This window comes from Actinomadura sp. WAC 06369 (assembly GCF_003947565.1).
In the GTDB taxonomy this organism is placed as follows: Bacteria; Actinomycetota; Actinomycetes; order Streptosporangiales; family Streptosporangiaceae; genus Spirillospora; species Spirillospora rifamycini.
Genome location: NZ_QHJN01000090.1, coordinates 1 through 13,904, shown reverse-complemented (window position 1 = coordinate 13,904; position 13,904 = coordinate 1). Strand labels below are relative to the sequence as shown.

The window sequence follows — 13,904 nt, the reverse complement described above, 5'->3', positions numbered from 1 at the left end:
GTGCGCCGCGGAGGGCGCGGTGGGCCTGCGTCGCGGCGGGCTCAAACCTCCGGCGGGGCGGCCACATCCGGACATCCGGCACGGTGCCGGAGCGTCCCGGCCGCGTCAAGGCGAGGACGGGCGGAGGTAAGGAAAGAGGTCGGGCGGCCGGGGCCGCGCGCGAGCCGTCAGGAGCCGAAGCCGACGCTGCGCTGCTCGTCCTCGGCGATCTCCAGGTAGCCGACGCTGCGGGCGGGGACGACGACGCGGCCGGACCGGCGGTCCCGCAGCACGAGGACGCCGTTGTCCTGGGCGAGCGCGTCGGCGAGGGACTTCTGGATCTCGTCGGCGGACTGCGCCGTCTCGACCACGAGTTCCTTGGGCACGGACTGCACGCCGATGCGAACCTGCACGTGATGCTCCCGTCGTCTGCTCCGGCCCGCCGACGCCCGGCGGCCCCGTCTCCGATGGTCGCACGGAGATCGTCCGCCGTGCGGCCCCTCGCGGGTGAAACCGCGGTCAGGTCGTCCGGGGGAAGCCGGAGATCCCGCGCCAGGCGAGCCGCGCGATGATCTTCTCGGCGGTGTCCTTCGGGATCGCCCGGTGCTGCGACAGCCAGTAGCGCGCGCTGACCTCGGCCATCCCGACCAGGCCCATGCCGAGCAGGTGCGCCTCGTCGCGGGGGGCGTCGGTGTCCTCGGCGATGACCTGGGCGATCATCTCGGCGCACTGCTGGTTGGCGCGGTCGACCCGGGCCCGGACGGGCGCGACGTTGCGCAGGTCGGACTCGAACACGAGCCGGTACGCCTCGCCGTCTCCGGCGACGAAGTCGTAGAACGCCTGCATGCTGGCCTGCACCCGCAGCTTGTTGTCCGTCGTGGACTCCAGCGCGTCGCGGACGATCTTCACGAGGGCCTCGGCGTGCTCGTCGAGCAGCGCCAGGTACAGCTCGAGCTTGCCCGGGAAGTGCTGGTACAGGACGGGCTTGCTGACGCCTGCGCGTTCGGCGATCTCGTCCATCGCCGCCGCGTGGTACCCCTGGGCGACGAACACCTCCTGGGCCGCGCCGAGGAGTTGCCTACGGCGCGCCAGTCGCGGCAGTCGTGTGCCACGGGGGCGGGCGTCCGGGGTCGCGGTCACCACACTCTCCGATCACCGAATCAGTGCGACGGGTATGGGTGTCCGTCGCGGGGAGACAATCCCATCATCCTACGCGTCGGTAACCTCGCGGGTCACTAACAAAGCCGACGTCTACCTACGCGCAGGCCAGTGTATTTGCCTTTCCGAGCCCGGGCGTTCCCGGTCGCGGGACGGGGCCGGGACGGGGCCGGGGCGGGGTCAACGGTAGTCGTCTTCGTCGATGGGGACTTCGCGGCTCTGTTCGGCGGCGTCGGCTTCGTTGGCGTCCAGCGGGATGCGCGGGACGGCGTCGGGGCCGTCGTCGGTGTCGTCGAGGACGGCGCGCTGTTCGGCGGCGTCGGCCTCGGGGGCGTCGTCGGGCGTCTGCGCCAGGTCGTCGGTCTCGCTCATCGCGCTTCCTCCTCTGGTGCGGCGAGGCGTCCGGCCAGGTCGCGCAGGGGCGCCTCGAGGGACTCGCCGTACGTCGGGAACGCGTGCACGACGTCGGCGAGCAGGCTCAGCGGCGTCTCGGCGCGGATGGCCAGCGCGATCTCGCTCATCCACTCCTCGGCGTGGAGTCCGGCCGCGGCGGCGCCGATCAGCAGGCCGCGGGCGCGGTCGGCGTACAGCTCCACCCGGCCCGGGACGTCGGCCGCGACCGCGGCTCGGGCCGTCGCGGCGAGGTCGTACCCGGCGGCGGCGACGTCTATGCCGAGTTCGGCGGCCTGTCCCGGTGTGATCCCGACCGCGTACACGGTGGGGACGGTGTGGACGACGCGGGGGATGGCGCGGTAGTCGGCTTCGCGGCGGCCGCCGAGGAGGTTGGCGAGGACGATGTCCGCCTGGTAGCGGGCCGCATGGGTCGTGCGCGCGACGCCGGTGACGTCGCCGGCGGCCCACACACCCCCCTCGACGCCCTGCACGCGGCACGTGGGGTCCACGGGGACGCCTTGGCCGGGGGAGAGGCCGAGCGTTTCCAGGCCGAGGCCGGCGGCGCGGGGGCGGCGGCCCGCGGCGACGAGGACCCGGTCGGCGTCGAGGGTGCCGCCGTCGGACAGCCAGAACCGCAGGCCGGACTCCTTGCGCTCGATGCGCGCGACGTCCGCGCCGAGCCGCAGGTCGACGCCCGTCCGGCGGAGCGCGTCGGCGAGGACGTCGCCCGCGAACGGGGCCTCGGCGGCCAGCAGCCGCCCGGACGCCTCGACCAGCGCGACCTGCGAGCCGAACGACGCGTACACCTGCGCGAGCTCGCAGCCGACCGGGCCGCCGCCGAGGACGGCGAGGCGGCGCGGCAGGTCGGGGACGGAGAGGGCGTCGTCGCTGGTCCACAGCGGGACGTCGGCGAGCCCGTCCACCGGCGGGATGACCGGCTCGCTGCCGGTGCAGACGACGAGTTCGGCGTAGCCGTGCGGGGCGCCGTCGACCTCGACGCGGCCGGGGCCGGCGACGCGGCCGCGGCCGCGCAGGACGGTCACGCCCGCCTCGGCCATCCGGGCGGCGGCGCGGTCGTCGGTGCGGCCGCCGGTGAGCGCGTCGCGCCGGGCGACCGCGAGTTCCCACGGCTCGCCCCGCCGCGCCGACTGCAGCAGCGACTTGGACGGCAGGCACGCGAAGTACGGTGAGATCCCGCCGACCAGGCGGTCCTCGACGAGCGCGACGTCGCGCCCGGCGCGGGCGAGGCCCGCGGCGATGCGCTCCCCCGCGGTGCCGCCGCCCAGCACCACGGCGTCGTAGTGGTGGTTCAACTGCCCGGTCCTTCCCCGTGTGGTGTCCCCCGCCTCATAGTGGCGGACGGCGGCGCCGGAGCGTGGCGATTCCAACACACAGGGCGGCCGGGGCGTCAGGGGAGGGCGGGGCGGTCCTCCGCGAGGAGCGGTGCGAGGAGGTCGCCGCGCTCGTCGATGCGGGCGAGGGCCTCGTCGGGCGTGAAGACGAGGTCGGCGGCGTCCTTGCAGGCGCCGAGTTCGTCCCAGGTGAGGGGCGTCGAGACGGCGGGGCGGTCCGCGGCGCGGAGGGAGTAGGGCGCGACGGTGGTCTTGGCGGGGTTGTTCTGGCTCCAGTCGACGAACACCTTGCCTTTGCGCAGGCGCTTCTCCATCTTGGCGACGACGAGGCCGCGGTGCTCTCCGGCGAGGTTCTGGGCGGCGGCCTTCGCGTACTCGGACGTCCGTTCGGCCTGCGGGGGCTCCTTGATGGGGACGTACAGGTGCAGGCCCTTCTTGCCGCTGGTCTTGGGGTACGACTCGAGGCCGTCCTCGGCGAGCAGGTCGCGGAGCAGGGCGGCGACCTCGCATGCTTCGACGATCGTGGCGGGCGGCCCCGGGTCGAGGTCGAACACCAGGAGGTCGGGAGTGTGCACTTTGCCGCGCGGCCCCACTTTCCACTGCGGGACGTGCAGTTCGAGGGCCGCGAGGTTGGCGCACCAGACGAGCGTGGCCAGATCGTCGACGACGACGTAGTCGACCGTGTCGCGTCCTCGGGTGCTGCCGGGGCTCGGGACGGTCGCGGTGCGCACCCAGTCGGGGGTGTGGGAGGGTGCGTTCTTCTCGAAGAACTTGCCGCCGTCCACGCCGTCGGGCCAGCGGATGCGGGTCGCGGGACGGTTCTCCAGGTGCGGCAGCATGACCGGTGCGACGCGCGCGTAGTAGTCGATGACCTCGCCCTTGGTGAATGCGGGGTAGAGGTTCTTGTCCAGGTTGGACAGGCCGAGCGTTCTTCCGTCGACCTCCACCCGTTTACTGCTCACTCACGGCCCCTTGCTCGCTCGTCACTTCCCGTGGGTCCTTGTCGTCGCGGAGCCCGCGCCAGGACGGGAAGCGGAGGCGTCCGTCCCGGGTGCGGGCGCTGTAGGCGACCTCCCCGACGAGGTTCGGCTCAACCCACTGCGCGTCGCGGGCGAACTCGCGCGGGACGGGGTCGTCGTAGGGGCTGGTCGGGCGCCGCAGCGGCCAGAGGATCTCGTACAGCTCGTCGAGGAAGCGGTCGGAGAAGCCGGTGCCGACGTGGCCGACGAACCCCAGCCGTCCCTTGCCGTCGTACTCGCCGAGCAGGAGGGACCCCACCCCGCCTTCGCGCCGCCCCTTGCCGGGCTTCCAGCCGCACACGACCACCTCGCGGGTGAGGAAGTTCTTCACCTTCCGCCAGTAGTCGACGCGGCGGCCCGGACGGTACGGCGAGTCGAGGCGCTTGGCGAGGAGGCCCTCGAGGTGCTGCTCGCGCGTGAACGCGAGCAGTTCCGCGACCTGCTCGGCGTCGCCGCCGTCCAGGTACGGGGGCACCTCGACGGGGCCGCCGCCGGCGATGTCGAGCCCGCTGAGGAGCGCCCGCCGGTCCGCGTACGGGGTGTCGAACAGGATGTACCCGTCCAGGTAGAGCAGGTCGAACACCACGTACCGGACCGGGACGTCCCGGACGAGCCGGGGGTCGGGGTGCGCCACGTGCATCCGCCGCTGCAGCCGCTCGAAGCTCGGCCTGCCCCGGCGGTCGAACGCGACGACCTCGCCGTCCAGCACGGCGTCGTGCCCCGGCAGCAGGTCCACCAGGGCGGACAGCTCCGGGTAGCGGGACGCGACGTCGCCGCCGCGCCGCCCGGCCGCGCGCAGGCCGTCGGCCGACACCTGCGCCACGGCGCGGACGCCGTCCCACTTCAGCTCGAGGCCCCAGCGCGCGCCGTCGCCGGGGAGGTCCCCGGTGGCGGCCGTCATGGGCTCGACGGGCCAAGGCATGGTCATATCCGCGTCTTACCCGGCGCCCGCGCAAAGGAAAAGGATCAAGAGCGCGTTGTGTCGCGAACGCGACGGCGGGAACGCTAGGGGCGGATGCCGCTGGGTAAGGACACGTCATGCGCAGTATCTGGAAGGGCGCGATCTCGTTCGGGCTGGTGACGATACCCGTGAAGGTCTATTCGGCGACCGAGCAGAGGGACGTCAGCTTCCACCAGGTGCACCGCGAGGACGGCGGCCGCATCAAGTACAAGCGGGTCTGCTCGGTGGACGGCGAGGAGGTCGCGTACGCCGACATCGCCAAGGGCTACGAGCTGCCGGGCGGCGAGATGGTGATCCTCACCGACGAGGACTTCGCCGACCTGCCGCTGTCGACGAGCCGCCGCATCGACGTGCTCCAGTTCGTCGAGCAGGAGGAGGTCGACCCGATCTACTTCGCGAAGTCGTACTACCTGGAGCCGGACGCGCAGGGCGCCAAGCCGTACGTGCTGCTGCGGGACGCGCTGGAGAACTCGGGGCAGGTCGCGATCGTGAAGATCGCGCTGCGGCAGCGGGAGTCGCTGGCGACGCTGCGGGTGCGCGGCGGCGTGTTCGTCCTGGAGACGATGCTGTGGCCGGACGAGGTCCGCACCCCCGACTTCCCGTTCCTGGAGGAGGACATCGAGGTCCGCAAGCAGGAGCTGTCGATGGCGACGTCGCTGATCGAGTCGATGGAGGGCGACTTCGACCCGTCGGAGTACAAGGACGCCTACCGGGAGGCGCTGCAGGCCGTCATCGACGCGAAGGTCGAGGGGCGGGAGGTGGCGCGGCCCGCCGAGGAGGCCGAGGAGGAGCCCGCGGCCGACCTGCTCAGCGCGCTGCGGGCCAGCGTGGAGGCCGCGAAGAAGAGCCGCGGCGGCGCGGGGGCGGGGGAGAAGGCGGCGCGCAAGGCGCCGGCGAAGAAGGCCCCGGCCCGCAAGAAGGCGTCCGGGGGGACGAAGAAGGAGACGGCGAAGAAGGAGCCTGCCAAGGGCCGCGGCCGCAAGTCCGCGTGACGGCGGTGCCCGCCGCCGGGTCGCGGCGACGGGCACGCAGGCACGCGCCGCGGTTAGAAGAACACCGCGTCCGTGCAGATCAGGCGCTTGCCGGCGTCGCCGGTCTTCGGGTCGGTGCGGTGCTGGTGGATGACGACCGAACGGGCGTCCTTCTTGTCGACGCGCCACGGCACCCGGGCCGTCGCGTACCCCTTGCCGCCCTTCTCGACCTTGAAGTCGAGCCAGATCTCCTTCTTGCGGAGCGGGGTGTGCTTGCGGGCGTCCGGGTTCTGGTAGTGGCGGCCGGACGAGTCGGGCTTCACACCGCACTTGTTCTCGTGGACGTGCGTGCCCATCGTCTTGCCCCAGTACTTCTTCGGCATGTGGGCGACCTTGAACCGGACGGTCGTGCCGTGCTTGTCGAGCTCGGTGACGACCTGCGTGTCGACCTTCTTGAAGTAGGGGTCGTACACGTACGTCGGGCCGCCGACCACGTGCTTGCGCGCGTGGTGGCCGCCCTTGTCCCCGTGGTGGCCGTCCCCGTGGTGGCCCTTGCCGTGGTGGCCGCCGTCGTGGTGGCCCTTGCCGTGACCCCAGCCGTGGTGGCCCTTGCCGCCGTGGTCGTCCTCGGGGCAGGCCATGGCGGGCGCGGCGAACGGCAGCAGGGCGGCGCCGGCCGCGGCCAGCGTGACGGCGGCCCGGGTGGGCAGTCGCATGGGTGTTCCTCTCCGTAGGTACCGGTCCGCGATGACCGGTGGCTCACGATCATCCTCACGGAGAGTGAAGGCCGCACGACTCACATGCCCTGACCTGGTCAAGAGACGGCCACACGGCGGTTGGGCGGGGCGTGTCGGACGCCCGCCGGACGCCCCGCCGGACGTCCCGCTAGCCGTCCCGCCGCACGGCCAGGACCCGGACGAGCGCGGCGGCCGCGGCGGGCGCGTCCGTGCAGGGCGCGATGCGCTCGCCCCAGCCGTAGTAGTACGTCCAGAGCCGGTCGGGGCCCTCCTGGACGGCGATGACCGACTCGTTCATCGCGGGCATGTCGGGGTTGGCGACCAGAGCGCTCGGCCAGCGGTCCGCGTGGGCCGAGACCTCGACCGTCCAGCCGCGCGAGCGCAGCACGTCGGTGAGGTGCTCCAGGTGTCCGAGGGCTTCTTCGGCCTCGGTGATCGCCTGCACGGGCATGGTGATGCCTCCAAGGGAACGTCCCATGAGCGGTGAGAGTGCACGCCGGGCGGGCTCCGTCGCGGTTGCGCGTCACGCGCGGGCAGCCGGGCGAATCGCGTTCAGTCTCTCCCCGCTCATGGGCGAGCACAAGCGCTTTCGCTCAGTTGGTGGTGCGTTTCCCTTGTCCGGACGGTCAGCGGACCGGCACCGGCGGCGCCGGTTCGGGCCCGAGTCCGGCGGGCGTGCCGGCGGGCGTGCCGGCGGGGGCGTCGCCCTCCCGGATCCCGTACCGGCCGTAGAACCGGGCGAGCGGGCCGGGCGCCCACCAGTTCGCGCGACCGAGCAGCCGCATCGTCGCCGGGACGAGCAGGGCCCGCACGACCGTGGCGTCCACGATGATCGCGACGACCATCCCGACGCCCGTCATCTTGATGAACGTGATGCCGGACGTGGCGAACGCGCCGATGACCACGATGAACAGCAGCGCCGCGCTGGTGATGACGGCGCCCGTGCGCTGCACGCCGGCCGCGACCGCCGCCGTGTTGGAGCCGGTGAGGTCGTACTGCTCGCGGACGCGCGACAGCAGGAACACCTCGTAGTCCATCGAGATGCCGAACAGCATCGCGAGCATGAGGATCGGCATCGCGGGCGCGATCGCCCCGGTGGCGGTGAAGTCCAGGAGGCCGGACAGGTTGCCGTCCTGGAAGACCAGCACGACGACGCCGAACGCCGCGGCGAGCGACAGCGCGTTCATCGCGATCGCCTTGAGCGGCAGCACCACCGACCCGAACGCCAGGAACAGCAGCGCGAACGTCGCCGCGCCGACGAGCAGCCCGACCAGCGGCAGCGTCGCGCCGACGCTCGCGAGCTGGTCGACGACGGCCGCGGTGGCGCCCCCGACGTGCGCGTCAGCGCCGGGCGGCGGCGGGACGTCCCGGGCGCGTTCGACCAGGTCGCGGGCCGCGGCGGAGTTCGGATCGGCGGTGTAGGCGAGCGCGATGCGGGTGGTGGTGCCGTCGCCGTTCGAGCCGGTGACGGCGGCGCCGGTGACGCCGTCGAGGGCGGCCAGCCGGTCCCCGTACGCCTGGATCGCGGCCCGGTCGGACGTCCCGGTCACCACGGCCTCGACGGGGCTCGTCGCGTTGCGCGGGTAGTCCGTCTCGAGGGCTTCCGCGACGACCCGGGCTTCCGCGTCCGCCGGCAGGACCTTGGCGTCCACGCCGCCCCAGTTGATGCGCAGGAAGGGGGCTCCGAGGGCGAGCAGGAGCGCGACGGTCGCGACGGCGTAGACCACCGGGCGGCGCATGACGCTGTGCGCGAGCCGTCCCCACCAGCCCTCGCCGCGCGCGCCGCGGTTCGTCCCGCGGCGGCGGAACGACAGCGCGTTGACGCGAGGCCCGAGGACGGCGAGCAGCGCGGGCAGCACGGTCAGCGCGCCGATCATGCAGACGAACACGGTGGCGATGCCGCCGTAGCCCATCGAGCGCAGGAAGTTCTGGTCGAACAGCAGCAGCCCGGACAGCGACACCGCGACCGTGACGCCGGAGACGGCGACCGTCCGCCCGGCCGTGGCCATGGTGGCGGCCAGCGCGTCGGCGCGGTCGCGGCGGGCGATCTCCTCGCGGTACCGGCTCACCATGAACAGCCCGTAGTCGATGGCGAGGCCGAGCCCGAGGAACGTCGTGATGTTCACGGCGAAGACGGACACGTCCGTCAGGTAGGTCAGGACGTGCAGGGCGGTGAACGAGCCGAGGATCGCCAGGCCCCCGACCAGCAGCGGCAGGCTCGCCGCGACCAGCCCGCCGAAGATGAGCACCAGCAGCACGAGCAGCACCGGCATCGCCGTCAGTTCGGCGCGCGCGATGTCCCCCGACACCCGCTCGTTGATCGCGACGTTCGTGGCGACGGCCCCGCCGACCTGCGCGGTGAGCCCGCCGCCGACCCGGGTCAGGTCGTCCCGGACCGCCTCGTAGCTCTCCTCGCGCTCCGCGTCGTCCGCCCCGGCCAGCCGCAGGACGGCGTAGGTGCCGGTGCGGTCCTCGCTGACGAACTGCGGCGCCCGGGTCGTCCAGTAGGTGGCGGTCGAGGCGATCTCGTCCGCCGGCAGGTCGGCGAGGGCCGCCTCGACGGCCGTCCGGTACGCGGGGTCGTCGACGGTCGTGCCGCCCCGGTACAGGACGACGACGTCGGCGGCGTCCCGCCCGAGGTCGCGTTCGGCGATCGCCGCCGCCCGGGCGCTCTCGCTGCCCGGCGTGTCGAAGCCGCCGGTCGGGGACAGCGCGCCGAACACGCCGGTTCCCCACACGCCCGCGAACACCAGCGCGGCGCCCGCGACGGCGAGCACCCACCGGCGGCGGCGGTCCACCCATCGTCCCCATCGGTCGAACACCGTTGACCCCCATTACACTCGGTCACAAGAGTGAATGCCGTTAACTGCGAACGCCGTAAACTTGGCATACGGCGTTCACTTTCGTCAATGGTGTTTTTGCGGGATCATGCGGGGACGGCCGGGGGCGGCCGGCGGACGGAGGGAGGGCGACGCAGGTGGCGACACGGCGAGACCGGGTGCGGGCGGCGACGGTCCGGGAGATCTCCGACACCGCCCGCCGCATCCTCATCGAGCAGGGGCCGGACGCGGTGACGCTCCGCGCCATCGCCCGCGAGATGGGGATGACGGCGCCCGCCCTGTACCGCTACTTCGGCAGCCACGGCGAACTGCTCCGCCACCTCATCGGCGAGATCTTCACCGAGCTCACCGCCGAGCTGATGGGCGCCGCCAAGGCCGTCCCGCCGGACGACATGAGCGCCAAGTTCCTGGCCGTCGCGCGGCAGTTCCGCCGCTGGGCCCTCGCGCACCCCCGCGAGTACGGGCTGCTGTTCGGCGTCCCCGTCCGCGGCGCCGGCCACCGGGACGAGACGGACTTCGCCCAGGAGTGCGCCCGCCGCTTCGGCTGGACGTTCATGTCGCTGTTCCTCGACCTGTGGCAGAAGCGGCCGTTCCCCGTCCCGGCCGACGAGGACATCCCCGCCGGCCTGCGCGAGCAGCTCGCCCGCTACCGCGCCGACCTCGGCGTCTCGCTCCCGCTGGGCGTCGTCCTGCAGTTCCTCAAGTGCTGGATCCGCCTGCAGGGCGGCGTCAGCCTCGAGGTCTTCGGCCACCTCGAGTTCGCCCTCGACGACCCCGAGCCGATGTTCGAGCTCATGCTCGCCGAACTCGGCGGGATCCTGCACCTGCCCTACACGCCGCCGTCCGACGCCTGAACCGCCGCGGCGAGCGCCCGCGCCGCGGCCGTCCCGTCCCCGGCCCACACCAGCCCGAGCGCCGACTCCGGCAGGCCCCCGACCGGGACGAACGCGACGTCGCCGCGCCGGTTGAGGCGCGCCGTCGCGTCGCACAGCAGCATCGCGCCGCGTCCCGCCCCGACCTGCGTGAGCCCCTCCTGCAGCGTGCGGACGCCGTCCTCGTGCGGGATCGCGCGGCCGTCCGGCGTCGTCGCGGGGCAGTGGAACCGCCGCCAGTAGTCCGGCGCCGGCCCCTCCACCGGGATCAGCGCGGTGCGGGCGAGGTCCTCGGCCGCCAGCCGCGCCCGGCGCGCGAACGGATGCCCGGCCGGGACGGCCAGCGTCAGCGGCCGCCGCGAGAACACCGCGCCGACCGTGAGATCGGGCTCCCGCACGGGCAGCAGCACCACCGCCGCGTCCACCTCGCCGCGCCGCAGCGCCCCGAACGGGTCGCTGAGCGGGAGCTCGGCGATGTCGACCCGGTGCTCCGGCCGGTCCCGGCGCAGCTCCGCGATCGCCCGTGTGACCTGCTCGTACACCGCGCCCTGGAAACCGACGCGGGTGCGCCCGCGGGCGGTCGCCCGCGCCTCCTCGACGACCCCCGCGAGGGCGCCGTAGGCGGGCCGCAGCGACGCCGCGAACGCCTCCCCGAACGCCGTCAGCCGCACCCGGCGGCTCGTCCGCTCGACCAGCCGCGCGCCGATCCGGGTCTCCAGCGACCGCAGCAGCTGGCTGACCCGGCTCTGCGACACGTAGAGGCGCTCGCCCGCCCGTCCGAAGTGCAGCTCCTCGGCCAGCACGAGGAAGCACTCCAGCTCCCGGATCTCCAGCCCCGCCACGGCGACCCCCTCCCGCCTGCATCGATGAGCCCGGCTCATTGAAGCATGAGGGATCGGCCGTTGTTCGGCGCCCGCCCCGGCCGTGGGATGGACGGCATGCACGAAGTCTCCGACAAGCCGGCCCGGGCGGACGCGCGCGCCGGGGGCCGCGCGTCCGTCGCCGCGGTCGCGGCCGGCACGTTCACGGTCGTCACCGCCGAGATGGCGCCCGTCGCCCTGCTCACGCCGATCGGCGCGTCCCTCGGGGTCGGCGCGGGCGCCGCCGGCTGGACCCTCACCGTCACCGGCGTCGTCGCCGCGGTGACCGCCCCGCTCGTCCCGCGCGCCGCCGGCCGCGCCGACCGCCGCACCGCCCTGATCGTCCTCATGCTGCTGCTCGCGGCGGCGAACCTGCTCGCCGCGTGGGCGCCGAACTTCGGCGTCCTGCTCGCGGCCCGCGTCCTCGTCGGGCTCGGCATGGGCGGCGTGTGGGCGCTCGCCGCGGGCCTCGCGCCCCGGCTCGTCCCGCCGCCCGCCGTGGCCGCCGCGACGTCGACGATCTTCGGCGGGGTCGCGGCGGCGTCCGTCCTCGGGGTGCCGGCGGCCGCGTTCGTCGAGGCGGCGGCGGGGTGGCGGGCCGCGTTCGTCGCCGTCGCCTGCCTCGCGGCCGCCGTCGCGGCCGCGATGGCCGCGCTGCTGCCGCGCCTCCCGGCACCCGGCCGGACGCCCGGGGGCCGTGCCGCGCGCCGGGTCGGCGGGCGCCCGGCCGTCGCGACGGGCCTCGCCGTCACGGCCCTGCTGGTCACCGGGCACTTCGCCGCGTACACGTTGGTCCGTCCGGTGCTGGAGGAGACCGCGGGGCTCGGCCCCGGGGCGGTGGGGACGCTGCTGCTCCTGTACGGGATCGCGGGCGTCGCGGGCAACGTCGCCGCGGGCCTGCGCGCCCCGCACGCGCCCCGCGCCACCCTCGCCGTCCTCGCCGCCGGAGTCGCCGGGGCCGCCGCGCTCGTCCCGCTGCTCGGGACGACGCACGCGGGCGCGTCCGCCCTCATGGTCGTGTGGGGGCTCGCCTACGGCGGCGTGTCGGTCGGCGTGCAGACGTGGCTGCTCGCGGCGGCGCCGGACGACGCCGAGCGCGTCACCGCCCTGTTCGTCGGCGTCTTCAACGGCGGCATCGCCCTCGGCGCCTTCGCGGGCGGCCTCGTCGCGGACGGCGCCGGGACCGGCCCCCTCATGGCGCTGGCCGCCGCCCTGGCCGCCGCCGCGCTCGCCGTCGCCCTGGCGTCCCGCGGCGGCGCGGCCCTCCGCCGCTGACGCCCGGGGCGGCCCCGCCCCCTGAATGCGAAGCCCCCGGAATGCGAAGCCCCCGGAACCGTGCGGTTCCGGGGGCTTCGGCTGCGTCCGGCCGGACGCGCCGGTCGGGCGCGTCAGTAGGACGGGAGGCTCGGGTCGATCTGGTTGACCCAGGCCACGACGCCGCCGCCGACGTGGACGGCGTCGCCGAAGCCGGCGCTCTTCACCACGGCGAGCGCCTCGGCGGAGCGGACGCCCGACTTGCAGTGCAGGACGATCTTCTTGTCCTGCGGCAGCCGCTCGAGGGCCGAGCCGTTCAGGAACTCGCCCTTCGGGATGAGGGTCGCGCCCGGGATCGAGACGATCTCGTACTCGTTCGGCTCGCGGACGTCGACGAGGAAGATGTCGTCGTCGCGGTCCTGCATGGCCTTGAGGTCGTGCACGGAGATCGTCGAGTCCTTGGCGGCCGCGGTGGCCTCGTCGGACACGGCGCCGCAGAACGCCTCGTAGTCCTCGAGCAGCTCGGTCTGCGTGGGGTTCTTGCCGCAGAGCGGGCACTCGGGGTCCTTGCGGACCTTGACCGAGCGGTACGTCATCTCCAGGGCGTCGTAGATCATCAGGCGGCCGACGATGGGCTCGCCGATGCCGGCCAGCAGCTTGATGGCCTCGTTGACCTGGATGGACCCGATGGACGAGCACAGGACGCCCAGGACGCCGCCCTCGGCGCACGACGGGACCATGCCGGGCGGCGGGGGCTCGGGGTACAGGCAGCGGTAGCACGGGCCGTGCTCGGCCCAGAACACCGACGCCTGGCCGTCGAAGCGGTAGATGGAGCCCCACACGTACGGCTTGCCGAGCAGGACGGCCGCGTCGTTCACCATGTAGCGGGTGGCGAAGTTGTCGGTGCCGTCCAGGATGAGGTCGTAGCCGGAGAAGATGTCCATGATGTTGTCGCGGTCGAGCGCCGTGTTGTGGACCACGACGTCGATCAGCGGGTTGATCTCACGGACGGTGTCGGCGGCGGACTCGACCTTCGGCTTGCCGAGGGACGACTGCCGGTGGATGATCTGCCGCTGCAGGTTCGACTCGTCGACGACGTCGAAGTCGATGACGCCGAGGGTGCCGACGCCCGCGGCGGCCAGGTACAGCAGGGCCGGGGAGCCGAGGCCGCCCGCGCCCACGACCAGGACCTTCGCGTTCTTGAGTCGCTTCTGACCGGTCATTCCGACGTCGGGGATGATCAGGTGCCGCGAGTAGCGGTTGACCTCGTCGCGGGTGAGCTCCGCTGCGGGCTCGACCAGAGGTGGCAACGACACGGTGGGTGCTCCTGTGCTGACGCTCGGCTGTTCAAGGGGGCGGGACATCGTCGTCCCCACTCGCACAACCTTGCCATGACCGGCCGCATTCCCCGGCGTCACCCCGGCGAGAGGGGCGGAATGCCGGAACCGCAGCTAATCTAGGCTGTTGTGGCGTTCCTGCCCCCTTCCCCCCAGCCCCCCGTGCCGTTC

14 protein-coding genes are annotated in these 13,904 nt (G+C 73.6%); 3 read left to right on the top strand and 11 right to left on the bottom strand.

What is annotated here, in order from left to right; genetic code table 11:
• Positions 1 to 167: 167 nt before the first annotated feature.
• The 6 genes from DMH08_RS23400 to ligD (DMH08_RS23375) all read right to left on the bottom strand — a co-directional run bounded on the left by DMH08_RS23400 (position 168) and on the right by ligD (DMH08_RS23375) (position 4,829).
• Entirely contained in the window at positions 168 to 392 is a 225-nt protein-coding gene (locus tag DMH08_RS23400) for a DUF3107 domain-containing protein (protein WP_026401289.1), read from the bottom strand.
• Between the two features lie 106 nt (positions 393 to 498).
• A complete protein-coding gene (locus tag DMH08_RS23395; RefSeq protein ID WP_026401288.1) occupies positions 499 to 1,119 on the bottom strand; it encodes a TetR/AcrR family transcriptional regulator in 621 nt (206 codons plus the stop codon).
• Between the two features lie 198 nt (positions 1,120 to 1,317).
• Entirely contained in the window at positions 1,318 to 1,509 is a 192-nt protein-coding gene (locus DMH08_RS23390) for a hypothetical protein (protein WP_026401287.1), read from the bottom strand.
• The gene (locus tag DMH08_RS23385; protein ID WP_233617759.1) at positions 1,506 to 2,843 is read right to left on the bottom strand and encodes a dihydrolipoyl dehydrogenase family protein; all 1,338 of its coding nucleotides are present in this window, start codon (positions 2,841 to 2,843) and stop codon (positions 1,506 to 1,508) included. The genes DMH08_RS23390 and DMH08_RS23385 overlap by 4 nt, the downstream gene beginning before the upstream one ends.
• Before the next feature lie 95 nt (positions 2,844 to 2,938).
• Positions 2,939 to 3,844, bottom strand: a complete 906-nt coding sequence (gene ligD / locus DMH08_RS23380) for a non-homologous end-joining DNA ligase (protein WP_026401285.1) — start codon at positions 3,842 to 3,844, stop codon at positions 2,939 to 2,941.
• A complete protein-coding gene (ligD, locus tag DMH08_RS23375) occupies positions 3,834 to 4,829 on the bottom strand; it encodes a non-homologous end-joining DNA ligase (protein ID WP_026401284.1) in 996 nt (331 codons plus the stop codon). Before ligD (DMH08_RS23375) ends, ligD (DMH08_RS23380) begins: the two co-directional genes overlap by 11 nt.
• Before the next feature lie 110 nt (positions 4,830 to 4,939).
• Between ligD (DMH08_RS23375) and ku the strand changes: the two genes are divergently transcribed.
• Positions 4,940 to 5,854 (top strand): non-homologous end joining protein Ku, encoded by a 915-nt coding sequence (gene ku, locus DMH08_RS23370; protein ID WP_026401283.1) that lies wholly within the window; start codon positions 4,940 to 4,942, stop codon positions 5,852 to 5,854.
• 53 nt (positions 5,855 to 5,907) lie between these two features.
• Here ku and DMH08_RS23365 read toward each other — a convergent pair whose 3' ends face one another.
• The 3 genes from DMH08_RS23365 to DMH08_RS23355 form a co-directional block, all read right to left on the bottom strand.
• Positions 5,908 to 6,549, bottom strand: coding sequence for a hypothetical protein (locus DMH08_RS23365; RefSeq protein WP_125617716.1), 642 nt, complete (start codon positions 6,547 to 6,549; stop codon positions 5,908 to 5,910).
• Between the two features lie 169 nt (positions 6,550 to 6,718).
• Positions 6,719 to 7,021 carry a hypothetical protein gene (locus DMH08_RS23360; protein ID WP_051300314.1) on the bottom strand — a complete coding sequence of 101 codons (303 nt, stop codon included), beginning with the start codon at positions 7,019 to 7,021 and terminating at the stop codon, positions 6,719 to 6,721.
• A 175-nt stretch (positions 7,022 to 7,196) separates the two neighbouring features.
• The gene (locus DMH08_RS23355; protein WP_125617714.1) at positions 7,197 to 9,392 is read right to left on the bottom strand and encodes an MMPL family transporter; all 2,196 of its coding nucleotides are present in this window, start codon (positions 9,390 to 9,392) and stop codon (positions 7,197 to 7,199) included.
• 155 nt (positions 9,393 to 9,547) lie between these two features.
• Between DMH08_RS23355 and DMH08_RS23350 the strand changes: the two genes are divergently transcribed.
• Positions 9,548 to 10,264 (top strand): TetR/AcrR family transcriptional regulator, encoded by a 717-nt coding sequence (locus tag DMH08_RS23350; RefSeq protein WP_026401280.1) that lies wholly within the window; start codon positions 9,548 to 9,550, stop codon positions 10,262 to 10,264.
• Here DMH08_RS23350 and DMH08_RS23345 read toward each other — a convergent pair.
• Complete coding sequence (locus DMH08_RS23345) at positions 10,240 to 11,124, bottom strand: LysR family transcriptional regulator (RefSeq protein ID WP_233617758.1); 885 nt, start codon at positions 11,122 to 11,124, stop codon at positions 10,240 to 10,242. The genes DMH08_RS23350 and DMH08_RS23345 overlap by 25 nt on opposite strands.
• Before the next feature lie 96 nt (positions 11,125 to 11,220).
• Here DMH08_RS23345 and DMH08_RS23340 point away from each other — a divergent pair, with 96 nt between their 5' ends.
• Positions 11,221 to 12,417 (top strand): MFS transporter, encoded by a 1,197-nt coding sequence (locus DMH08_RS23340; RefSeq protein ID WP_199747963.1) that lies wholly within the window; start codon positions 11,221 to 11,223, stop codon positions 12,415 to 12,417.
• 113 nt (positions 12,418 to 12,530) lie between these two features.
• Here DMH08_RS23340 and moeZ read toward each other — a convergent pair whose 3' ends face one another.
• Entirely contained in the window at positions 12,531 to 13,712 is a 1,182-nt protein-coding gene (gene moeZ, locus DMH08_RS23335; RefSeq protein WP_026401277.1) for an adenylyltransferase/sulfurtransferase MoeZ, read from the bottom strand.
• Positions 13,713 to 13,904: the final 192 nt, after the last annotated feature.